The following is a 21,848-nucleotide window of genomic DNA, read 5'->3' on the forward strand; positions in this document are numbered from 1 at the left end:
ATGGCTCGTTCAGTAAAAAAAGGTCCATTCGTAGATGATCATTTAATGAAAAAAGTGGAGGCTATGAAAGCCGAAGCGAAGAAAAAACCTATTAAGACATGGTCAAGAAGATCTATGATTCTTCCTGACATGGTTGGTTTGACAATAAATGTTCACAATGGTCGCCAGTTCGTTCCTGTATATGTTACAGAGAACCATATTGGTTATAAACTTGGTGAATTTGCACCAACTCGTACATTCAAGGGCCACAAGGGCTCTGTTCAGAAGAAGGGGTAGTCATGGCTAGAGCATTACTAAAATTTATCCGTGTATCACCTATCAAATCTCGTCTTATTGCACGTGAAGTGCAGGGTATGAATGCTGAAGAGGCAATGGCAGCTTTAGAATTCACTCCAAACAAGGCGGCAAAAATTATCTCTAAAGTAATTGCGTCAGCAGTTGCGAACAGCGGTAGTGAAGCTGAAGATTGTGTAATTACATCATGTCGTGTTGACAATGGTCCAGTACTTAAACGTTTCCGTCCACGTGCTCGTGGTATGGCGTCTGGTATTCGTAAACCAACAGCACATATCTTAGTAGAAGTAGAGGGTAAATAGTATGGGTCAAAAAGTTAATCCTATTGGTTTACGTCTTGGAATCAACCGTAACTGGGAATCAAGATGGTTTCCTAACTTTAAAACAGCTCCTGCTGCTTTGGGTGAAGATCACAAGATAAGAACATATTTGAAAAAAGAGCTTTACTATGCTGGTGTTTCCAACATCATCATTGAAAGAACAGTGAAAAGACTTCGTGTAACTATCGTTGCTGCTCGTCCTGGTATCATTATCGGGAAGAAAGGTGCTGATATCGAAAAACTTAAAACTGCTGTTCAAAAGTTAGTTGGTAAGTCAATCTCTATCAATATCAAAGAAGAGAAAAAAGCACAGACTTCGGCACAATTGGTTGCTGAAAATGTTGCGACTCAGTTAGAACGTCGTGTTGCATTTCGTAGAGCTATGAAAAAAGTTATGCAGGGTGCGCAGCGTTCTGGTGCAAAAGGTATCAAAGTTGCAGTTGCAGGTCGTTTAGGCGGTGCTGAAATGGCAAGAACTGAATGGTATTTGGAAGGACGTGTTCCTCTTCATACTCTTCGTGCAAAAATTGATTACGGTTTTGCCGAGGCACATACAACATACGGTATTATCGGTGTTAAAGTATGGATCTTCAAAGGGGAAGTACTGACTAAAGGTATTCCTGCAGAAGCGAAAGAAGAGAAAAAAGAGCGTCGTGGCAGAAAACCAGCCAGACGTGAAAATAGTGAAAAGGCTGAATAATCATGTTAATGCCAAAAAGAACAAAATATCGTAAAGTGATGAAAGGACGTAACCGCGGTTACGCTCGTTCTGGTTATAAATTATCTTTTGGTGACATCGCATTCAAAGCGGTAGAAGCCGGTCGTATTAACTCTCGTCAGATTGAGTCGGCTCGTATTTCTGCAACACGTCACATTAAAAGACAAGGTAAGATTTGGATTCGTGTGTTCCCTGCCAAGCCGTTAACTGCAAAACCTCTTGAAACTCGTATGGGTAAAGGTAAGGGTGCTGTTGATCAGTGGGTAATGAACATTAAACCAGGTCGTATAATCTTTGAAATGGGTGGTGTACCGGAAGAGCTTGCTCGCGAAGCATTAACTCTTGCTATGCACAAACTTCCATTCAAATGTAAAATTGTTACTGCGGAGATGAACAATGAAATATTCTGATTTAGCAGATAAAAATGCAGCAGAGCTTCAGGCGATGCTCAAAGAGAAAAAGACAGAACTGTTTACTTTAAAAATTAAACAAAAAATGATGCAATTACAAAATACTAGCGAACTTCGTGTTGCTAAAAAAGATATTGCTAGAATCAATACTGCACTTGCTGCAGTAGCAAAGTAGGGGCGGGCGATGGCTAATAAGCGTGAAATTCAAGGTAACGTAATTAAAATTGCAGGCGATAAAACAGTCACTGTACTTGTTGAACGTCGTGTAATGCATCCTCGTTATCATAAAGTTGTAAAACGTTTCAAAAAGTACCTGGTACATGATGAGCGTAATGAAGTAAAAGTCGGAGACGAGATTATTGCAATCGAGTGTCGTCCGCTTTCTAAGACTAAATCTTTTAGACTTAAATCAGTTGTAAAAGGAGCGTAGTAGTATGATACAAGGTTTTACTCGTTTAAATGTAGCTGATAATACAGGTGCTAAAGAGATTATGTGTATTAAGGTACTTGGCGGTTCCAAGCGTCGTTATGCATCAGTGGGTGACGTTATCGTTGCTTCTGTAAAAAAAGCGATCCCGACTGCCAAAGTTAAAAAAGGTAAAGTTGTAAAAGCTGTTGTTGTTAGAACGCATAAAGAAGTCCAACGTGAAAACGGTTCTTTAATCCGTTTTGATGACAATGCGGCAGTTATACTTGATGACAAGAGAGAACCAATCGGTACTCGTATCTTTGGACCAATCGGTCGTGAAGTACGTTACGCAGGATTCATGAAAATTGTATCTCTTGCTCCGGAGGTTGTGTAATGGCAAAATTTAAGTTTAAAAAAGGCGATATTGTAGAAATTATCGCTGGAGATGACAAAGGTACAAAAGCAGCTGTACTTGCGGTATTTCCTAAGAAAAACAAAGTAATCGTTGAGGGTTGTAAAATAGCGAAAAAAGCTGTTAAACCAACTGAAGAGAATACAAAAGGCGGGCATATCAAAAAAGAGATGCCAATCGATGTTTCAAACGTACGCAAAGTGGAGGCATAATAGATGGCTCGTTTAAAAGAAAAATATTTAGCGCTTAAGCCGGAAATTCAAGCAGCTTTAGATATTAAAAATGTAATGCAGATTCCTGAATTTGACAAAATTGTTATCTCTGTCGGTGCAGGTTTTGCTATGAAAGATAACAAACTCATTAAAAATATTGAAGATACTATCACTACTATAGCCGGTCAAAAAGCTTCTACTGTGATTGCGAAGAAATCTGTTGCAGGTTTTAAAGTACGTGAAGGTATGCCTGTAGGTGTTCGTGTAACACTTCGTGGTGAAAATATGTATAACTTCTTCGATCGCCTTGTTTCTATCGCACTTCCTCGTGTGAAAGATTTCCGTGGTGTTCCGAGAAATGGTTTTGACGGTCGCGGTAACTATAACTTCGGTCTTCAGGAACAACTTATTTTCCCTGAAATCAGCTATGATTCAATCATGCAGATTCATGGTATGAATATTACAATAGTAACATCTGCAGATTCAGACAAGGCGGCATTTACTCTTTTAGAGAAAATGGGAATGCCTTTTAGTAAAGGGAGCAACTAATGGCTAAGAAGTCAATGATAGCTAAAGCAAAACGTACTCCAAAATTTAAGGTACGTGGTTATACACGTTGTCAGATTTGTGGTCGTCCACACTCTGTACTGAGAGATTTTGGAATTTGTCGTATCTGTTTTAGAAAAATGGCAAATGAAGGTTTAATACCAGGTGTTAGAAAGTCTTCTTGGTAAGCCAAGAGGAAACTGCTAGCAGTCAGCAGTTACTGGAAGTTAACTATAAGTGCGGATTACTGCACGTGGGCTCTCTGCCGAAGAGAACTCAGCGTTAGCGTAGTTGGCGGAATCTAGGTGCCCCTTGAGGGTATACTTCCGACAACGTGAGTAACTACATAAAAGGAAAATATAAATGGCAATTAATGATTTAGTATCAGATGCGTTAACACGTATTCGTAATGCCGGTATGAGAAGATTACCGGTTACTACTTTGGTACACTCTAAAAGTGTAGAAGCAGTAGCAAATATCTTAGTAGACAAAGGTTACATTGAGTCTTGTAATGTAATCGAAGACGGTGTGAAAAAAACTATCAAAGTTGTACTGAAGTACGGTGAAGATGGAAAATCTGTAATCAATGAAATGAAAAGAGTTTCAAAGCCTGGACGTCGTGTTTATAAAGGTAAAGAAGATATTAAACGTTTCAAAAATGGTTACGGAACTATTATTGTAAGTACATCACATGGCGTACTACCAAATGACAAAGCATATGAGCTTGGCATTGGTGGTGAAGTTATGTGTACGGTATGGTAGGAGTATAGCATGTCAAGAATTGGAAAAAATCCTGTAGAATTTGCCAGTGACATTACTGTTACTACAAATGGAAATGTTATAACTTTTGCTAAAGGCAAAAACAGTGTTGATTTAGATACTAAAGGTTATGTGACTTTCGAAGTAGAAGGAAACACTTTAACTTTTAAAAATCTTTCAGACTCTCGTGAGCATAGAGCTTTCTGGGGAACTTTCAGAGCATTGGCCCAAAATATCGTAACAGGTTTGACTACCGGCTATGAGAAAAAACTTGAAATTAACGGTGTTGGTTACAGAGCAGCCGTTAAAGGAAAAGTTTTAAATCTTCAGCTTGGTTTCTCTCATGATATCAATTATGAGTTACCTGAAGGTTTGGAAGCAAGCGTTGAAAAGAATGTGATAACTCTTAAAAGCCATGACAAACAAATGTTGGGTCAGGCAGCTGCAGAGATCAGATCATTCCGTCCACCAGAGCCTTACAAAGGTAAAGGTGTTAAATACATAGATGAGCATATCGTGCGTAAAGCCGGTAAAACTGCTAAGAAATAAGGGAGGAAGATAGATGAATGCTAAAGTATTAAAAAGCAAAATTGCGAATCGTTTAAAACGTAAGCGTCGTATCCGTGCAAAAATATCTGGTAGTGCTGAACTTCCTCGTGTTTCTGTATTTAAATCAAACCGTTACTTAAGTGTACAGGCAATTGATGATGCAACTGCAACAACAATTTGTTCACTACACTCAAAGGCTACTGGTCACAAAGCTAATAAAGAAGGTGCTGCTGCACTTGGTGAGGCATTTGCTGCCAAACTCAAAGAAGCAAACATCTCTGAGATTGTATTTGACCGTAATGGTTACCAATATCACGGCGTAATTGCTGCATTTGGTGACGCAATTCGTGCAAACGAAATCAAGTTCTAGGAGCACAGATGGAAATCAATAGAGATGATTTTGAAGAATCAATAGTAAATATTGGTCGTGTAACAAAAGTTGTTAAGGGTGGTAGACGTTTTCGTTTTACTGCACTTATCGTTGTTGGTGACAAAAACGGTACTGTAGGTTATGGTGTTGGTAAAGCAAAAGAGGTTCCTGATGCTATACGTAAAGCTGTAGACAATGCTTTTAAAAATTTAACAACTGTTAAGATAAAAGGTTCTACAATAGCACATGACATTGAGCATAAGTACAATGCCAGTCGTGTTTTATTAAAGCCGGCATCAGAAGGTACCGGTGTTATTGCCGGTGGAGCAGCGAGACCTGTTCTTGAACTTGCAGGGATTAAAGATATCCTTACAAAGTCAATCGGTTCAAACAATCCAAACACACTGGTACGTGCTACAATTGAAGCACTTTCTCGTATAAAAGGATAGGAAAATGGGTATTGAAAATTTACAACCTGCTCCGGGTTCAACACATTCTCGCAAACGTGTTGGGCGTGGTCAAGGTTCTGGTACTGGTAAGACTGCCGCTCGTGGTCAAAAAGGTCAGAAATCTCGTTCAGGTTACAAAAGAAAAAGAAACTTTGAAGGTGGGCAACAGCCACTTGCAAAACGTTTGCCAAAAATCGGTTTTCACTCGAAAGTGATCAAACCGTATGTGATAAACGTTGAAAAAATCAAAGCTGTAGCAGAACTTGGTGAAATTACAATGGAATCAATCCGTTCAGTTCACAAGGTTGCTTCTTCAGTGACTAAAATTAAACTAGTAGGTGCCAAAGCAAAAGATTTGGCATCGAAAATTAAAGACGAAAACGTTACAACAACAGGTAACTAGTTGTGAATAAAAATCTAGTAAATAAGATACTTATTACTATCGGTTTTTTATTTATCTACCGCCTACTGGCCTATGTGCCGGTTCCCGGCGTAGATACAGCTGTTATTGCTTCTTTCTTCGACTCACATCAATCAGACGCATTGGGATTGTTTAACATGTTCAGCGGAAATGCTGTACAGAGACTCTCTATTATTTCACTCGGCATTATGCCTTATATCACCGCCTCAATTATTATGGAGCTTTTAGCTGCAACATTTCCGACACTTGGTCAAATGAAAAAAGAGCGTGACGGTATGGTGAAATATATGCAGATTATTCGTTATGCGACTATCGTTATAACATTAATTCAGGCTGTCGGTGTCAGTGTAGGACTGCAAAGCTTAACCGGACCTACGGGCAACTCTGCAATTCTTGCCGATCACACTACATTTATCATGCTTTCTGCTGTTTCAATGCTTGCAGGTACAATGCTTTTAATGTGGATTGGTGAGCAGATTACACAAAGCGGAATCGGTAATGGTATCTCTCTTATTATCTTCGCAGGTATTGTTTCGGCAATTCCAAGAGCAATTGGTCAAACAATCGAAATGGTAAATACCGGTGCAATGAGTTTTATTATTGTCATAGCAATTCTTGCTTTGATTCTGACAACGGTAGGAATTATCATTTATGTTGAGCTTGGTGAGCGTCGTGTGCCTATAACCTATGCGAAAAAGACGATGATGCAAAACCAAAACAAACGTGTAATGAACTATATTCCTATTAAAGTGAATCTGGCGGGTGTTATCCCGGTTATCTTTGCCTCGGCAATTTTAATGTTTCCGATGACTGTGCTTTCAAGCAGTACAAATCCGGCTATTCAGGCTATTGCGGATTATCTGAATCCAAACAGTTACTTTTTTAACTTTTTGACCTTTGTGTTTGTTGTGTTTTTTGCATTCTTTTATGCCTCAATCACATTCAACGCAAAAGATATTGCGGATAATCTCAAACGTCAAGGCGGGTTTATTCCTGGTATTCGTACCGGTGATGCTACGAGAGAGTTCTTGAATGAAACGGCAAGCAGATTGACATTTACCGGAGCACTCTATCTTGGACTCGTTGCGACTCTGCCTTTTATGATTATAAAAGGGATGGGGGTACCGTTCTTCTTTGGCGGTACTGCCGTGCTGATCGTTGTGCAGGTTGCTCTTGACACAATGAGAAAAATTGAAGCTCAGATATACATGAGTAAATATGAAACTCTCAGTGCAGTTGGTCTGTAGCAATGGCTATTGCGCTTAGAAAACCTCAAGAAATTGAAAAACTTCGTGCCGCCAACAAAATTGTCGGCGGCACATTAGATCTTCTTCGTAAAAATACCAAAGTCGGTATGAGTTTAAAAGAGATGGATGCCATGGCAGAGGATTATATTCGCTCTCATGGTGCAAAACCCTCTTTTAAAGGATTGTACGGCTTCCCAAATGCGGTATGCACCTCACTCAATGAAGTTATTATTCATGGCATTCCAAGTGACTACAAACTCCAGGAAGGAGATGTTATAGGGTATGATATTGGAACAGAACTTGATGGCTGGTTCGGTGATGCCGCAATAAGTATGGGTGTCGGAGAAATCAGCAAAGAAGATGAAGATTTAATAGCCTGTGCAAAAGATACTTTGTATTATGCTATTGAAAATATCAAAGAAGGAATGCGCTTTAAAGAACTTTCCTATTTAATGGAACAGTTCATATTGGAGCGCGGTTTTGTTCCTTTACGTAATTTTTGTGGGCACGGAATAGGAAGAAAACCTCATGAAGAACCTGAAATTCCTAATTATTTGGCGGGCGGAAATGCGAAATCCGGACCGAAAATAAAAAACGGAATGGTTTTTTGTCTGGAACCTATGATATGTCAAAAAGAGCCAAAACCTGTTATCTTGGATAACGGGTGGGATGTTGTCAGTACCGACGGTTTACGCGGTTCTCACTATGAGCACACTGTCGCAGTTGTTGACGGTAAAGCTGAAATTTTATCTCTTGCGTGAGAGTTAAAGTAAGAAATTTCTTTATAAAGGACTAAAATGGCTAAAGCAGATGTTATTGAAGTTGACGGCAAGATTATAGAGGCTTTGCCGAACGCAACTTTTCGTGTTGAATTAGAAAACGGACATGTTATACTGTGTCATATCGCAGGTAAAATGCGTATGCACTATATTAAAATACTTCCAGGAGACAAAGTGAAACTTGAGTTGACACCATACTCTTTGGACAAAGGGCGTATCACCTACAGATACAAATAGGCAAAAGAGGTCTCGGCCTCTTTTTAATTTTAAAAATTCCCGGCGTTTCTTAACTCACTTATTTCCGTTTCAACCATTTCATCAATCATTATCTTAAAGAGTTCAGAGATCATATTCGGATTGACATTGAGCTCAATCGCCTTTTTTCTTACTTTCTGCATAATATCATCAATCCTGTCCTGGGCTTTTACCTCTGCCACACTCTCTTTGAAACCGGCTGCCTGACGAATTAAATGGCTGCGCTCAGATATCAGTTCAACAAGTTTTTTGTCAATAATATCCACCTCGTCTCTTACTTCCTGCAGTGTATTGCATTTTTTCATATTTTTACTCCTTTTTCAAGTTTTGTTAACACTATTGTAACAATTTAAGTATATAATCTTACTTGCGATTCTCCTTGTATATCTTTAACATGATTCATTATGGATATGCGTCCATAGAGCCCAGCATTAATTGGGCTTTATACTCTTTTTTACTGCTTTGGGCAAATGTGCAAAAGGCATTTCAATATTCGTTTTTTCATTCTTTTCTATCTTTATTACATCCACTGTCATATTTGAAGGATTAAAACGTAAAACTTTGTAAAAGATATTGTCCTGTATATATTCTACATTTTTTTTACTTAAATCATGTGTTTGTTTCTTTCTTGCCATTACTTTGCCTTGAGATATATACCGGTATCTTTGACCGTAATTTTTCCGTCATCCTGAAGTTGTGTCAAAGAGCGTTTGAACTCTTTTTTACTCAGACCAAATACATTTTTAATCAGCTCGGCATCACTTTTGTAATTATAAGGCATAATACCCATGTTCTGTTCTAACAGGTTGAGAACTTTTTGGGCAGAGGAGCCGTCTTTTTTACTGCCGGGACGCCGGAGTGTAAGGTCGATATTGCCGTCTTTGCGCACTGTTTTGACATAGGCAGTCTTTTTGTCTCCCAGTTTTATCTCTTCAAATATTTCATTGTGATATATCAGTCCTTCATATTTACCGTTGACAATACATTTAAAGCCAAGCGGCGTTTTGGAAATGACTAATATTTCTGCCTCTTTGTTCTGTGCAAGGTCTTTGACTTTGCGATCAAAAAAATCACCGAGTTTTTCTGTGCCGACGAGTCTGTGTGTCCGTTCGTCATATATGATGCGAATAAATCTTTTTTCGCCGATTTCAAAAGGTGTTTTTTGAAACATCTTAGGGACAAGTAAATCTTTTGGCAGTCCCCAGTTCATAAAAGCACCGAAAGGAGCCACATCCACGACTTCCAGGAGTGCAAAATCATCCAGCATTGCAAGGGGTCTGTCGGTAGTGGCTACCAGTCTGTCTTCAGAATCTGTGTATAAAAAAACATCTACAAGAGCATTTTCGCACATATCATCTGTGACATACTGTCCGGGAAGAAGGACATCATTGCCGTCCTCAGCCATAAGGTACAGGCCGGGTGTTGTGTCTCTGTCGACACGCAGGGTATTCATTTTGCCCAGTTCCAGGTAAGGGCTTGTCTCTTTTTTCATGGTAATTCCGTTGTATTAATATGGTGACATTATAGCATTTATTCTTCACTCTTCTTTAAATAATCCGGTTAAGAAAAAACTTGATGTTTCCAAAGAACTTGGGTTTGTACGCTATAGTGTAACCTGACAAAACACAAAGCCCGCACTGAAGTACGGGTTCCGAAAAGCCGCTAAATCGGAATCGGTACTTTAGTCATAAGTATCTACACAACTCAAAAAAGCAAAGAAAGCGGAATAGATATTGCATAAGATTTTAAAAAACAAGAGAGTTTATGCAATGGAAGAGCGTTTAAAAAAAAAGATATATGAGACTGGTAAAAAGTCATATGAATCATAAACAACACAGTACCAATGGATTAAACCTGCTACAAAAGACTGAAGGATTTTCACAAGCACAAAGTGCTTGGAGATTTTACAATAATGAGCATGTAGATATAGAGTCACTCAATGAGCCAATGCTTACAAGAGGGATTAAAACTATTAATAAAAGCAGTGATGAATATATACTTGTAGCCCATGACTGGTCACTCATAAATTATAAAAACCATACGGCAAAAACAGATTGTATACGAAAACGCAGAAGCAATGTAAATAATGCTTCATCAAGAGGATATGAGTTGCAAAGTTCCCTTGCAATTGAGAGCAGCAGCGGCAAACCAATCCTTCCCTTGGTACAGAACCTAAAGACACAAGATAAAGTGCTCTCAAGCTATAATCCTACAATGAAGAGTCATCTTACCCATCTCGGTGAATTAACACAAAGAATAGCTTATATCAATCAATCCCTCAACATACAAAAGAAAATTGTACATGTAATTGACAGAGAAGCAGACAGTGCGGGGTTTTTCAGAGGACTGCAAAAAGAGGATTTATATATAGTACGAGCATTAGACAATGTCAAAGTCAGGTATGAAGATGAAGATATTACCCAAAAAGAGTTGTCCAAAAAAATGGATAAAGGCAAATATGTAAAAACTATACAGTATCAAAATAAAAAAGTAAAAATTTATGTTAATACGGTAGATATACTTATAACAAGAGACAGCTATCAAAAGACAGATACGCCACAAGGTAAAACAATAAAACAAAAAGTAAAAGGCAAGCCAATAAAAAACAGATTTATAGTCCAAAGACTCATAGATGAGAAGAACAATACAGTTGCTACCTGGCTTCTGTTAAGCAATCTTCCAAAAGATGTTGATATAACAAGGATAGGATTGTGGTATTATTACAGATGGAATATAGAAACGTATTTTAAACTGTTAAAAAGCTCAGGGTTTAATTTGGAAAAATGGCAGCAAGAGAGTGCACAGGCTATATTTAAACGCTTGTTTGTTGCCTCTTATGCCTGTTTGCTTGTATGGGAAATTGAACATACAAATAGTAAAAACATGCTGGCAATTAGAAAGTTTTTAGTTCGATTAAGCGGGAGATTGGTAGCAAGAAAGAAGATATCTACCTCTCCGGCTCTGTTAGCAGGTTTATGGAACTTCTTCTCTGCTATGGATATGCTTGAACTTTATGATATTGAAGAACTCCATAGCATTAAAAAAGAACTCAATGACTTTATGCAGATGGAGTTTTAAGTTGTGTAGATACTTATGACTTTAGTGTCGACTGTTAGGGTGCAAAAGTCTAAATTGTATGAAGGAGTGGTTTTAAAAAAGCCGCTTAACTTAACTGCATTGAGCGGTTCTGAAGTTATTTCCTTTAAAATTTATGTTTCAGTGTCAATGCCATACAATCAACAGTTTTACCGGAACCCGTACTTCAGTGCGGGCTGTGTGTCTTGGAAATTAAAACCCAGGCTATAGAAAAAGTTTCAAAGTATTATAATACCAATCCCAACCAAGGAGCAGCATATCTTAGATGAAAATGTAAAAATTGCATTGTATATATGAATAAGAGTAGAACAAGTTGTACGTGATATTATTGCATAAAAACTTAACAAGGATGAGAATATGTTTAAAATAATAGTAGAGAGAGAATGTGGCTGTTTTAAAAGAAGTAATCTTCAAAGTAGTACGGAAATAGCGTCAAAAGATGAGGCGTTGATGAAGTCATTGGAGATGGTCAACCATATGAATGATGAATTCTGCGGCAAACACAAGTTTAAAGTTGAAGAAGCTGACAATACTTTTATAATTAAAATGCAGTAAAAGTTACGTATTTATCGGAACCCGTTTTTTAGACGCCAAAGCGTGGCTTGTGAGAAAATTAAATATTTTCTGTAACCCAGGAATAAGTCTTAAAAGACGCAAAGCCGGCACTGAAGTCATAAGTATCTACACAACTTAAAACTCCATCTGCATAAAGTCATTGAGTTCTTTTTTAATGCTATGGAGTTCTTCAATATCATAAAGTTCAAGCATATCCATAGCAGAGAAGAAGTTCCATAAACCTGCTAACAGAGCCGGAGAGGTAGATATCTTCTTTCTTGCTACCAATCTCCCGCTTAATCGAACTAAAAACTTTCTAATTGCCAGCATGTTTTTACTATTTGTATGTTCAATTTCCCATACAAGCAAACAGGCATAAGAGGCAACAAACAAGCGTTTAAATATAGCCTGTGCACTCTCTTGCTGCCATTTTTCCAAATTAAACCCTGAGCTTTTTAACAGTTTAAAATACGTTTCTATATTCCATCTGTAATAATACCACAATCCTATCCTTGTTATATCAACATCTTTTGGAAGATTGCTTAACAGAAGCCAGGTAGCAACTGTATTGTTCTTCTCATCTATGAGTCTTTGGACTATAAATCTGTTTTTTATTGGCTTGCCTTTTACTTTTTGTTTTATTGTTTTACCTTGTGGCGTATCTGTCTTTTGATAGCTGTCTCTTGTTATAAGTATATCTACCGTATTAACATAAATTTTTACTTTTTTATTTTGATACTGTATAGTTTTTACATATTTGCCTTTATCCATTTTTTTGGACAACTCTTTTTGGGTAATATCTTCATCTTCATACCTGACTTTGACATTGTCTAATGCTCGTACTATATATAAATCCTCTTTTTGCAGTCCTCTGAAAAACCCCGCACTGTCTGCTTCTCTGTCAATTACATGTACAATTTTCTTTTGTATGTTGAGGGATTGATTGATATAAGCTATTCTTTGTGTTAATTCACCGAGATGGGTAAGATGACTCTTCATTGTAGGATTATAGCTTGAGAGCACTTTATCTTGTGTCTTTAGGTTCTGTACCAAGGGAAGGATTGGTTTGCCGCTGCTGCTCTCAATTGCAAGGGAACTTTGCAACTCATATCCTCTTGATGAAGCATTATTTACATTGCTTCTGCGTTTTCGTATACAATCTGTTTTTGCCGTATGGTTTTTATAATTTATGAGTGACCAGTCATGGGCTACAAGTATATATTCATCACTGCTTTTATTAATAGTTTTAATCCCTCTTGTAAGCATTGGCTCATTGAGTGACTCTATATCTACATGCTCATTATTGTAAAATCTCCAAGCACTTTGTGCTTGTGAAAATCCTTCAGTCTTTTGTAGCAGGTTTAATCCATTGGTACTGTGTTGTTTATGATTCATATGACTTTTTACCAGTCTCATATATCTTTTTTTTTAAACGCTCTTCCATTGCATAAACTCTCTTGTTTTTTAAAATCTTATGCAATATCTATTCCGCTTTCTTTGCTTTTTTGAGTTGTGTAGATACTTATGACTTCAGTGCCGGCTGGTGTTAGCACTGCATTGACAATCTGCCATGCCACAGGGTCCGCACTAAAGTACGGATTCCGGAAACAGTGGGTTATGCTGCGACATTCATGGCAAGCTGTGCCATTTTTTGCATATATTCTGCAACATTGTTTTTCGCTGCAACCGCTTTTTTCAATTCATTGATAAAATACTCTTTTGTTCTCTCGTCGGCAATATTAAATGTATAAAGCACCCATTCGGTGTTGAGCGCAATTTTTTCGCCGTTTTTTTCCACCGTGAATGTTTTGTAGAGATTTATGTCTGTATCGGCCAGCACATCCAGTACTTCTGTGTAAAATGCATTTACCTCGGGATTGATTAAAGAATGCAGTTCCTCTTTTGCAATTTTGGCATCAACATCGTCAAAACCGTCTCTGCCCAAGATCAGGGCATCCCCCAAAAGAAGCTGTTCTCCTATGAAATAGGGTTTTTTCTTTTCACTCAGGGCATTTGCATCTGTATATATTACATGTTCTTTCAGACCTGCCAGTTCGTCAATTAAAATTGAACTGAAAAAAGTATATACGGTATTTGCAGCCATGGTAATATCAATCTCTTCAACCACCAGTGTCTGATTGTCTATACTCAGCGCTTTCATTAAAAAGTATCCAGTAAAATAACATTCACAGATGTTCCCGCTTCCAGGAACTTGTCATCTTCGCCTGTAATCATTAATGCACTCTCATGAAGCATATTTGTCAAAATGGCAGAACTTCCTACTTTCTTTCCTTTGAAATTCACAAAATACTCACCATCCTCTACCACAATATTGCATGCGGTAAACTCTGTAAACCGGCTTCGTTTTGTAAAATCTTCCTGCAGTTTTGCAGCAACAGTTTTATACGGAACTTTTTTGCCAAGCATTTTTGCAATCAGCGGCAGTGCATACAAAATCGCTGTAACTGTTGAAGAGTAGGCAAATCCCGGCAACGCCAGAATAAACTTGTGCCCGCGCTGCGCAACCATAATATGGCGCCCTGGCTTGATGCCGACACCTTTATAGACCACTTCTGCACCCAAACGGGGAATAATGTCTTTTACAAAGTCATAATCACCGACACTCACTCCGCCGGTACTCACCAAAATATCTGCAGACTCCAAAGCATTCTCAAACGTTTTCATAATAGTATCTCTGTCATCGGGAGCAGTTCCAAGCTGTATGACCTCTGCACCGGCCGACTCAAAAAGTGCTGCAAGCGTATAATTGTTTGAACTTCTTATCTGGGCAGGGTTATCAGAATTTTCGCCCAGATCGAGTATCTCGCTTCCGGTTGCGATAACTGCGACACGGGGGCGAAGGGCTACTTTTACCATCACCTGATTGAGTCCGGCCATTACACCGATTTGGGCAAAACCTATTTTTGTGCCTTTTTGAATAAGCACATCCCCTGCTCCGTATCCTTCACCGACCGGACGCACCGCATTGCCTTTTTCAACCGGTTCATTGATAATTATCTTGCCGTCACTGTAGCTGACATTCTCTATCTGAATCAGCGTATCACTTCCCTGCGGCATCATCGAACCTGTAAATGTTTTAATAGATTCCCCTGCAGACAGTACCCGTATCTCATCATGTCCCGCAGGGTTGTCACCGAGAACAGCCAGCATGCCGTTTTGCAAATCTTCATGACGCACCGCATACCCGTCCATGGAAGCGGTAGGAAACTGCGGATCATTAAATTCGGCCACAATGTCCTCTGCCAACACACGGCCTAACGCATCGCTTAAAGGCACTCTTTCATACCTGTGGTTGTTTACCTGTAAAAGCTCCAGCATATTTTGGCTTGTCTCAAAAGAGATAAAATCAGTTCCTGTTATACTCATTGTTTTGCTCCTAAAATTCCGCTGCCTTTTATTGCGGTTGAGCGGTCTTTTGCATAGACTCTCTGTCCGTTTTTCAAATCATATTTCCATATCGGCGCGGATGCTTTGAAATCTTCTACAAATTCGTCTATAAGTTCCAGCGCCACCCGTCTTTTTGGTGAAAAGACTGCGGCAATATATGAAGATTCATGCAGCATTACATCTCCGCGGGAGTGCGCCATTTTGACCACAGCACCTTTTTCTTCTGCTTTTTTCTGCCAGTTTTTAAACCATGCTTCCAAAATCGGTTCATAGATATCAAAACTCAGTCCTTCAATGCCGTCTTCGCTGCGTACCGTTCCGACAAAAGGGATATATGCGCCATAGTTGCTTTTCGCCTCTTCTTCATACCATTCCTGCAGGATTTTCGGCACATCCAGTGAATTGTTATATAGTTGCAACAAATCTCAGCCTCCGCAAACAGGAGGAAGCAAAGAGATTTTATCTCCGTTTTTAAGCTCACACTCCAAAGAGGTCACAAGATTGTCATTCACTGCCACCGCACAATTGTCAAGCCACTCTTTTACCTCTTCGTCTTTTTGCAAAATTGCTGCCAGTTCATTGAGATTGGCTATTTCTAATTCCAACGCCTCTTTTTGTATCGGTCCTAAAAATTCTACTCTTACCAAAACAACATCCTCATCTTAAATTACTCTAATTATATCTAAGATAAGTTAAGTGATGTATAATTACGCATGATTTTTGGAAAAATAGAATACCTCAATCTCTTGCCTTTTCATGTATTTATGAAGCGATTTACACGAAGCACACAGCAAAAGCTACAGATGGAATACAAAAAAAATGTTCCGGCAAAAATAAACGATGCTTTTTTAAACAGACGTGTTGATGCCGCATTTATCTCAAGTATCAAAGCAAAAAAAAGCAAACATGTAAACCTTGGAATCATTGCAAAAGAAGAGGTCAGAAGCGTTATTGTTATTCCTTCGGTACAGAATAAAACAGATATTGAATCTGCTTCATCCAATCTTTTGGCAGAGCTCTTACATGTAAAGGGCGAAGTGCTCATAGGAGACAAAGCATTGCGTTATGCGCTTGTAAATAATAACTATATTGATTTGGCGCAACTGTGGAATGAAAAGTATCATTTGCCTTTTGTTTTTGCGCTTTTATGTTATCACAAAAATCAAAAGCAGTACAAAAAGATAGAAAAAGCATTCCTCAAAAGAGAGATAAAAATTCCGCAGTACCTCCTGCAAAAAGCATCAAAAAAGACAAATGTTGCCCCCGCTGATATACTTGAGTATCTGCAGCTTATCTCTTATAAACTTGACTACAAGGCAAAAAAAGGTCTCAAAAAATTTTATAAATTACTGTAACAGCCCGCACTGAAGTCATAAGTATCTACACAACTTAAAACTCCATCTGCATAAAGTCATTGAGTTCTTTTTTAATGCTATGGAGTTCTTCAATATCATAAAGTTCAAGCATATCCATAGCAGAGAAGAAGTTCCATAAACCTGCTAACAGAGCCGGAGAGGTAGATATCTTCTTTCTTGCTACCAATCTCCCGCTTAATCGAACTAAAAACTTTCTAATTGCCAGCATGTTTTTACTATTTGTATGTTCAATTTCCCATACAAGCAAACAGGCATAAGAGGCAACAAACAAGCGTTTAAATATAGCCTGTGCACTCTCTTGCTGCCATTTTTCCAAATTAAACCCTGAGCTTTTTAACAGTTTAAAATACGTTTCTATATTCCATCTGTAATAATACCACAATCCTATCCTTGTTATATCAACATCTTTTGGAAGATTGCTTAACAGAAGCCAGGTAGCAACTGTATTGTTCTTCTCATCTATGAGTCTTTGGACTATAAATCTGTTTTTTATTGGCTTGCCTTTTACTTTTTGTTTTATTGTTTTACCTTGTGGCGTATCTGTCTTTTGATAGCTGTCTCTTGTTATAAGTATATCTACCGTATTAACATAAATTTTTACTTTTTTATTTTGATACTGTATAGTTTTTACATATTTGCCTTTATCCATTTTTTTGGACAACTCTTTTTGGGTAATATCTTCATCTTCATACCTGACTTTGACATTGTCTAATGCTCGTACTATATATAAATCCTCTTTTTGCAGTCCTCTGAAAAACCCCGCACTGTCTGCTTCTCTGTCAATTACATGTACAATTTTCTTTTGTATGTTGAGGGATTGATTGATATAAGCTATTCTTTGTGTTAATTCACCGAGATGGGTAAGATGACTCTTCATTGTAGGATTATAGCTTGAGAGCACTTTATCTTGTGTCTTTAGGTTCTGTACCAAGGGAAGGATTGGTTTGCCGCTGCTGCTCTCAATTGCAAGGGAACTTTGCAACTCATATCCTCTTGATGAAGCATTATTTACATTGCTTCTGCGTTTTCGTATACAATCTGTTTTTGCCGTATGGTTTTTATAATTTATGAGTGACCAGTCATGGGCTACAAGTATATATTCATCACTGCTTTTATTAATAGTTTTAATCCCTCTTGTAAGCATTGGCTCATTGAGTGACTCTATATCTACATGCTCATTATTGTAAAATCTCCAAGCACTTTGTGCTTGTGAAAATCCTTCAGTCTTTTGTAGCAGGTTTAATCCATTGGTACTGTGTTGTTTATGATTCATATGACTTTTTACCAGTCTCATATATCTTTTTTTTTAAACGCTCTTCCATTGCATAAACTCTCTTGTTTTTTAAAATCTTATGCAATATCTATTCCGCTTTCTTTGCTTTTTTGAGTTGTGTAGATACTTATGACTGAAGTACGGGTTCCGAAAACGGCTGCTTAAATTTTACCGTCTAAATGATCCGCTAATCTTTGCAGTTTTATTTTATACGCATCAGTGTCAAAATCCTTTACACGGGCAACACCGTCTTGTATCGCTGCTTTGGCAACCGCGGAAGCGACATACACCAAAACCCGTCTGTCAAAAGGCGAGGGAATAATATACTCGTGCCCAAACTCCATATTTTCTCTGTGATGTATCTGTTTTACATGTTTTGGAACCGGCTCCTTTGCCAGAGCGGCCAAAGCATGTGAAGCTGCAAGTTTCATATTTTCAGTAATTTTTGTTGCTCTTACATCCAATGCACCGCGAAAAATCTGCGGAAAACCGAGTACATTGTTTACCTGATTGGGGTAATCACTTCTGCCGGTTCCAATAATCACATCCGGCCGCGCTTTTTTTGCATCCGCAGGGGTAATTTCGGGGTTTGGATTTGCACAGGCAAAAATAATGGGATTTGTCCGGGACATGGATTTTACCATTTGGGGTGTGACAAGGTCAGGTCGGGAGAGCCCAAGCACCATATCTGCGTTTTTCATTGCATCTGCCAAACTTCTGTCAGCTGTCTCAAATGCAAAAAGTTTTTTGTATTTGTTGAGATCGCTTCTGCCGCTGTGAATAACCCCTTTGGAGTCAAGCATGGTAATATTTTTCACGCCCAAAGCCTTATACATTTTCCCGCAGGCAATTCCCGCTGCTCCGGCACCAATAATGACGACTTTGAGATCCTGTATATTTTTATTGCTCATTTGGGCAACATTCATCAGCCCTGCTGTTGTAATAACGGCTGTCCCATGCTGATCATCATGAAAAACAGGAACATTGCAAATCTCTTTGAGTCGTTCTTCTATTTCAAAACATCTTGGTGCTGAGATATCTTCCAGATTTATACCGCCAAAACTGTCAGCCATCGATGCAACAATATTCACAATTGCATCTGTATCTTTTGTGTTGAGTTCAATATCAACAGCATCAATATTTGCAAAAGATTTGAACAAAACACCTTTACCCTCCATCACCGGTTTTCCCGCCAAGTGACCGATGTCACCAAGCCCGAGGACCGCTGTGCCGTCACTTATCACTGCAACCAGATTTCCTTTGTTGGTATATTCATAGGCAAGGTCTGCATCTTTTTGTATCTCCAGACACGGATATGCGACACCGGGACTGTAGGCCATTGAGAGCTCTTCTTGTGTTGTGCACGGTTTTGTCAGCAGTGTTCCTATTTTTCCGTTTGTGTCAAACTCGCTTTTGGCTTTGTGGTAATCCAGTGACGCCTGTTTAAATGATGGTTTCTCTGCCATAATTGTTATCCTTGTTGTTTATATTTCAAATCTGCTGCCAACACCAGCCGACACTGAAGTACCGGTTCCAAGTGGAAGTATCCGTTGTGAAATTATTCCGCACTCTGCAGAGACTTTTAGACCTTTGTTAGAAAAAGGACACTGTTGCCTTTTGAGTTGTAGTATATGCCCATAGAGTTTTTACGGGAGACAAAAACTCCGCGACCATTGAATTTTTTTGAATTTCTAAAGATTGTCGCCAGTTGATTTGTGTCAAATCCCTCTCCCTCATCTGTGATTTGTGTCACTCTGTATTGGGCAGATGCAGTTTTGATATTATATATTTTTACGGTTATTTTTTTTGTACACTCTTTTTCAAGCGAAACCAGTGTCTCAAAATATTTATCCTGCTCAAGCAACTGATGTTTTATTTCAGAATCAATACCCAGATTTCCATGCTCGTATGCATTCATAAAAAGTTCATTAAAAGCAAGCCCGCTGCAATGATTCCGACAAATACCATCATACCAGTTATTTGCTTCTTCAACGGCATCCAGCGTTGTTTCAAAAACCTTTGCACTGACCAGTGTTGTTTCATTTAATTCTAATCTGTTGATAAATATAAAAGTAAAATCATCTTCCTGTATGGCAATTTTTTCCAATACATGTTTTTTCATCTCTTCTCGGGTAAAAGAGCCTATAAAATCATTTTCAATAAAACTGTTATATACGATTCCCTCTACAGTATTGTTTTCTACTATGCCGTCACTGTAAAAAAGAAATTTATGTATATTTTTTACAGAGCAATTGTCTATCTTGTATGTTTCGCTCCACTTGCTCATCGGCGGATTGTTTGATTTGATTTTTATCACATTGCCTGCATTGTCCTCAAGTAAAAAAGGCGGCATTGCAAATTTGGCATATTCCAATTCAAAAGAGTAGTTGTCAAATAAAATATAGTCTACAGACAGAGCTTCCTCATCAAGCAAGATAGGCTTCATAAAATCCATAGACTCTTGAATCAGTATATCAAGACTGAAATTCTCATACTCTATCATTTTGTCTATCAAATGATTGACAAAGACTGTCACAGCCATGGCACTGAGTGAAGCACTCAATCCTTTTCCCATCCCGTCAACAAGAAAGTAAAAAGTTTTGTCTTCATTGATTCTTCGAGCAGAATAGGCATCCCCGCTCAGTGTGTCAAGAGGCTGATAAAAAAAGTCTACCAGTGAAATATCTTTAGAATCAATCATCTTGTAATAAAAATCATTTCTCAGGATATTGAGCTCTTTTTGAAATGCCAGCTCTTCCTGGTAGGCGGCATAGGCATCTTTCTCCTGTAATGATTTATCTGTACTCTTTTCCTGCATTGTTTGGACTAAATTTTAAATTTACTGAGTTCATTTTTTAAAGCAGCGGCATCCTGAGAAAGTGTTGAGACAACAGCTTCTATCGTTGTGCGCAGCTCATTGTTTTTTGTAGAAACAACAACAATCTCATCCATCGTACTCACAAGCTCTTTTGTTTTTGTTGCTATGTATATGCTTTGGTGCATGACATCAGTGGAGCTCTCTTTTGTCTGCATCAGATTCTCTTTTGTATCATTGGATGCTACGATTAATTCCTGCGCGGATTCTGCAATCTGATCCATACTTTGTGAGGTATGCTGTGTCTCTTCGGCGATTTCAACTACATTTTGGGTAATGAGATTTACATTTGCACTGATTTCGCTTAAGGATTTTTGTGTACGCTCGGCAAGTTTTCTCACTTCATCGGCAACTACGGCAAAACCTCGACCATGTTCCCCGGCACGGGCTGCTTCAATAGCGGCGTTGAGTGCAAGCAGATTTGTCTGATCTGCAATATCTGAAATAATCTCCAGCACATCTTTGATATTTTTTGCCTGTTCTGTCAACTCGCTGACTTTTTGAACAAGCTCCTGCTGTTGTGAACTGCCCTCTTCTATAGACTCTACCACTGTGCTCAGTTTGCTTATAAACTCTTCCAAGAAATTCGATGTTGTCTGTAAATCTTCTGTCACTGTCACAGTAGACTCTTCTACCGTATCGAGTTTACTACCGATATCTACCGCCAGTTCATTGACCACACTGATTTTGCCGTCTTCCACTTCACTGTTTTCTTTTAAAGTAATCACGACATCCCGTAATCTCTCAGATTCATTTTGGTTTCTTCTTGAGACATCGGTAACACTCAGAACTGTCTCTTTAAAGGCACTGATCATTACATGTAAAGCTTTGGAAATTTGGGAAATTTCATCATTGCCTTCTACAATGATGTTACATGTAAGGTCAAGATCACTCGAAACGCATTTTATTTTTTCCAAAGAGCTTTGCACGCTTTTGTTTACGCCTCTGCTGATTGTCATAATGATGATAAAAATAATAATTGCAAAAGCAATATAACTTACAAGAGTAATGACTGTCCGTTTTTTATATTCTGATTCTATTTTTGCCAAAATTGCATCATTGTTTTTGGCAAGTTCATCATCTACATGTTTTAAAAGATTTATCTTTTTTGTAAT

33 protein-coding genes are annotated in these 21,848 nt (G+C 38.4%); 21 read left to right on the forward strand and 12 right to left on the reverse strand.

What is annotated here, in order from left to right; all coding sequences use genetic code 11:
* The 18 genes from rpsS (at window position 1) to infA (ending at window position 8,132) form a co-directional block, all read left to right on the forward strand.
* Complete coding sequence (gene rpsS, locus ETP70_RS11140) at window positions 1-276, forward strand: 30S ribosomal protein S19 (RefSeq protein WP_151901248.1); 276 nt, start codon at window positions 1-3, stop codon at window positions 274-276.
* 2 nt (window positions 277-278) lie between these two features.
* Window positions 279-596: a 50S ribosomal protein L22 gene (gene rplV, locus ETP70_RS11145; RefSeq protein ID WP_013326025.1), complete on the forward strand. Its 318-nt coding sequence runs from the start codon at window positions 279-281 to the stop codon at window positions 594-596.
* A 1-nt stretch (window position 597) separates the two neighbouring features.
* Window positions 598-1,314, forward strand: coding sequence for a 30S ribosomal protein S3 (gene rpsC / locus ETP70_RS11150; protein ID WP_151901249.1), 717 nt, complete (start codon window positions 598-600; stop codon window positions 1,312-1,314).
* A 2-nt stretch (window positions 1,315-1,316) separates the two neighbouring features.
* A complete protein-coding gene (gene rplP, locus ETP70_RS11155; RefSeq protein WP_151901250.1) occupies window positions 1,317-1,742 on the forward strand; it encodes a 50S ribosomal protein L16 in 426 nt (141 codons plus the stop codon).
* Window positions 1,729-1,917, forward strand: a complete 189-nt coding sequence (rpmC, locus tag ETP70_RS11160) for a 50S ribosomal protein L29 (protein WP_151901251.1) — start codon at window positions 1,729-1,731, stop codon at window positions 1,915-1,917. The genes rplP and rpmC overlap by 14 nt, the downstream gene beginning before the upstream one ends.
* Window positions 1,918-1,926: 9 nt before the next feature.
* On the forward strand, window positions 1,927-2,172 hold the full coding sequence (gene rpsQ / locus ETP70_RS11165) for a 30S ribosomal protein S17 (protein ID WP_151901252.1): 246 nt from the start codon (window positions 1,927-1,929) through the stop codon (window positions 2,170-2,172).
* Between the two features lie 4 nt (window positions 2,173-2,176).
* Window positions 2,177-2,545: a 50S ribosomal protein L14 gene (rplN, locus tag ETP70_RS11170; protein ID WP_013326030.1), complete on the forward strand. Its 369-nt coding sequence runs from the start codon at window positions 2,177-2,179 to the stop codon at window positions 2,543-2,545.
* On the forward strand, window positions 2,545-2,775 hold the full coding sequence (gene rplX / locus ETP70_RS11175; protein WP_151901253.1) for a 50S ribosomal protein L24: 231 nt from the start codon (window positions 2,545-2,547) through the stop codon (window positions 2,773-2,775). Before rplN ends, rplX begins: the two co-directional genes overlap by 1 nt.
* Before the next feature lie 3 nt (window positions 2,776-2,778).
* Window positions 2,779-3,324 carry a 50S ribosomal protein L5 gene (rplE, locus tag ETP70_RS11180; RefSeq protein WP_151901254.1) on the forward strand — a complete coding sequence of 182 codons (546 nt, stop codon included), beginning with the start codon at window positions 2,779-2,781 and terminating at the stop codon, window positions 3,322-3,324.
* Window positions 3,324-3,509 (forward strand): type Z 30S ribosomal protein S14, encoded by a 186-nt coding sequence (locus tag ETP70_RS11185; RefSeq protein ID WP_151901255.1) that lies wholly within the window; start codon window positions 3,324-3,326, stop codon window positions 3,507-3,509. Before rplE ends, ETP70_RS11185 begins: the two co-directional genes overlap by 1 nt.
* A gap of 175 nt (window positions 3,510-3,684) precedes the next feature.
* Window positions 3,685-4,083, forward strand: coding sequence for a 30S ribosomal protein S8 (gene rpsH, locus ETP70_RS11190; protein WP_151901256.1), 399 nt, complete (start codon window positions 3,685-3,687; stop codon window positions 4,081-4,083).
* Between the two features lie 9 nt (window positions 4,084-4,092).
* On the forward strand, window positions 4,093-4,629 hold the full coding sequence (gene rplF, locus ETP70_RS11195; RefSeq protein WP_151901257.1) for a 50S ribosomal protein L6: 537 nt from the start codon (window positions 4,093-4,095) through the stop codon (window positions 4,627-4,629).
* A 13-nt stretch (window positions 4,630-4,642) separates the two neighbouring features.
* Window positions 4,643-4,999, forward strand: coding sequence for a 50S ribosomal protein L18 (gene rplR / locus ETP70_RS11200; RefSeq protein WP_151901258.1), 357 nt, complete (start codon window positions 4,643-4,645; stop codon window positions 4,997-4,999).
* Between the two features lie 8 nt (window positions 5,000-5,007).
* Window positions 5,008-5,448: a 30S ribosomal protein S5 gene (gene rpsE / locus ETP70_RS11205; protein ID WP_151901259.1), complete on the forward strand. Its 441-nt coding sequence runs from the start codon at window positions 5,008-5,010 to the stop codon at window positions 5,446-5,448.
* Window positions 5,449-5,452: 4 nt separating this feature from the next.
* Entirely contained in the window at window positions 5,453-5,851 is a 399-nt protein-coding gene (gene rplO, locus ETP70_RS11210; RefSeq protein ID WP_151901260.1) for a 50S ribosomal protein L15, read from the forward strand.
* A 2-nt stretch (window positions 5,852-5,853) separates the two neighbouring features.
* Window positions 5,854-7,116 carry a preprotein translocase subunit SecY gene (secY, locus tag ETP70_RS11215; protein WP_151901261.1) on the forward strand — a complete coding sequence of 421 codons (1,263 nt, stop codon included), beginning with the start codon at window positions 5,854-5,856 and terminating at the stop codon, window positions 7,114-7,116.
* Window positions 7,117-7,118: 2 nt separating this feature from the next.
* Window positions 7,119-7,877, forward strand: coding sequence for a type I methionyl aminopeptidase (gene map / locus ETP70_RS11220; protein ID WP_151901262.1), 759 nt, complete (start codon window positions 7,119-7,121; stop codon window positions 7,875-7,877).
* Window positions 7,878-7,913: 36 nt separating this feature from the next.
* On the forward strand, window positions 7,914-8,132 hold the full coding sequence (gene infA / locus ETP70_RS11225) for a translation initiation factor IF-1 (RefSeq protein WP_151901263.1): 219 nt from the start codon (window positions 7,914-7,916) through the stop codon (window positions 8,130-8,132).
* A 29-nt stretch (window positions 8,133-8,161) separates the two neighbouring features.
* Here infA and ETP70_RS11230 read toward each other — a convergent pair whose 3' ends face one another.
* The 3 genes from ETP70_RS11230 to ETP70_RS11240 all read right to left on the reverse strand — a co-directional run bounded on the left by ETP70_RS11230 (window position 8,162) and on the right by ETP70_RS11240 (window position 9,642).
* On the reverse strand, window positions 8,162-8,455 hold the full coding sequence (locus ETP70_RS11230) for a chorismate mutase (RefSeq protein WP_151901264.1): 294 nt from the start codon (window positions 8,453-8,455) through the stop codon (window positions 8,162-8,164).
* A 126-nt stretch (window positions 8,456-8,581) separates the two neighbouring features.
* Window positions 8,582-8,785 (reverse strand): hypothetical protein, encoded by a 204-nt coding sequence (locus tag ETP70_RS11235; RefSeq protein WP_151901265.1) that lies wholly within the window; start codon window positions 8,783-8,785, stop codon window positions 8,582-8,584.
* Window positions 8,785-9,642, reverse strand: coding sequence for a CvfB family protein (locus ETP70_RS11240; RefSeq protein ID WP_151901266.1), 858 nt, complete (start codon window positions 9,640-9,642; stop codon window positions 8,785-8,787). The genes ETP70_RS11235 and ETP70_RS11240 overlap by 1 nt, the downstream gene beginning before the upstream one ends.
* A gap of 326 nt (window positions 9,643-9,968) precedes the next feature.
* Between ETP70_RS11240 and ETP70_RS11245 the strand changes: the two genes are divergently transcribed.
* Window positions 9,969-11,228 carry a transposase gene (locus ETP70_RS11245; RefSeq protein ID WP_188109950.1) on the forward strand — a complete coding sequence of 420 codons (1,260 nt, stop codon included), beginning with the start codon at window positions 9,969-9,971 and terminating at the stop codon, window positions 11,226-11,228.
* 375 nt (window positions 11,229-11,603) lie between these two features.
* Window positions 11,604-11,801 carry a hypothetical protein gene (locus tag ETP70_RS11250; RefSeq protein WP_151901267.1) on the forward strand — a complete coding sequence of 66 codons (198 nt, stop codon included), beginning with the start codon at window positions 11,604-11,606 and terminating at the stop codon, window positions 11,799-11,801.
* A gap of 135 nt (window positions 11,802-11,936) precedes the next feature.
* Here the strand turns inward: ETP70_RS11250 and ETP70_RS11255 are convergent, their stop codons facing one another.
* The 5 genes from ETP70_RS11255 to ETP70_RS11275 all read right to left on the reverse strand — a co-directional run bounded on the left by ETP70_RS11255 (window position 11,937) and on the right by ETP70_RS11275 (window position 15,856).
* Window positions 11,937-13,196, reverse strand: coding sequence for a transposase (locus ETP70_RS11255; protein ID WP_188109950.1), 1,260 nt, complete (start codon window positions 13,194-13,196; stop codon window positions 11,937-11,939).
* A 220-nt stretch (window positions 13,197-13,416) separates the two neighbouring features.
* Window positions 13,417-13,962: a hypothetical protein gene (locus tag ETP70_RS11260; protein ID WP_151901268.1), complete on the reverse strand. Its 546-nt coding sequence runs from the start codon at window positions 13,960-13,962 to the stop codon at window positions 13,417-13,419.
* Entirely contained in the window at window positions 13,962-15,188 is a 1,227-nt protein-coding gene (locus ETP70_RS11265) for a molybdopterin molybdotransferase MoeA (protein WP_151901269.1), read from the reverse strand. Before ETP70_RS11265 ends, ETP70_RS11260 begins: the two co-directional genes overlap by 1 nt.
* Entirely contained in the window at window positions 15,185-15,631 is a 447-nt protein-coding gene (locus ETP70_RS11270) for a molybdopterin synthase catalytic subunit (RefSeq protein ID WP_151901270.1), read from the reverse strand. Before ETP70_RS11270 ends, ETP70_RS11265 begins: the two co-directional genes overlap by 4 nt.
* Window positions 15,632-15,634: 3 nt before the next feature.
* Window positions 15,635-15,856 (reverse strand): MoaD/ThiS family protein, encoded by a 222-nt coding sequence (locus ETP70_RS11275; protein WP_151901271.1) that lies wholly within the window; start codon window positions 15,854-15,856, stop codon window positions 15,635-15,637.
* A 66-nt stretch (window positions 15,857-15,922) separates the two neighbouring features.
* Between ETP70_RS11275 and ETP70_RS11280 the strand changes: the two genes are divergently transcribed.
* A complete protein-coding gene (locus tag ETP70_RS11280; RefSeq protein ID WP_151901272.1) occupies window positions 15,923-16,564 on the forward strand; it encodes an MqnA/MqnD/SBP family protein in 642 nt (213 codons plus the stop codon).
* A gap of 34 nt (window positions 16,565-16,598) precedes the next feature.
* Here the strand turns inward: ETP70_RS11280 and ETP70_RS11285 are convergent, their stop codons facing one another.
* The 4 genes from ETP70_RS11285 to ETP70_RS12845 all read right to left on the reverse strand — a co-directional run bounded on the left by ETP70_RS11285 (window position 16,599) and on the right by ETP70_RS12845 (window position 21,692).
* A complete protein-coding gene (locus ETP70_RS11285) occupies window positions 16,599-17,858 on the reverse strand; it encodes a transposase (protein ID WP_188109950.1) in 1,260 nt (419 codons plus the stop codon).
* 161 nt (window positions 17,859-18,019) lie between these two features.
* Window positions 18,020-19,324 carry a malic enzyme-like NAD(P)-binding protein gene (locus tag ETP70_RS11290; RefSeq protein ID WP_151901273.1) on the reverse strand — a complete coding sequence of 435 codons (1,305 nt, stop codon included), beginning with the start codon at window positions 19,322-19,324 and terminating at the stop codon, window positions 18,020-18,022.
* A gap of 116 nt (window positions 19,325-19,440) precedes the next feature.
* Window positions 19,441-20,676, reverse strand: a complete 1,236-nt coding sequence (locus ETP70_RS11295) for a PP2C family protein-serine/threonine phosphatase (protein ID WP_151901274.1) — start codon at window positions 20,674-20,676, stop codon at window positions 19,441-19,443.
* Between the two features lie 8 nt (window positions 20,677-20,684).
* Window positions 20,685-21,692 (reverse strand): methyl-accepting chemotaxis protein, encoded by a 1,008-nt coding sequence (locus tag ETP70_RS12845; RefSeq protein WP_430739214.1) that lies wholly within the window; start codon window positions 21,690-21,692, stop codon window positions 20,685-20,687.
* Window positions 21,693-21,848 lie beyond the last annotated feature (156 nt).

The organism is Sulfurimonas hydrogeniphila (assembly GCF_009068765.1).
Lineage (GTDB): Bacteria > Campylobacterota > Campylobacteria > Campylobacterales > Sulfurimonadaceae > Sulfurimonas > Sulfurimonas hydrogeniphila.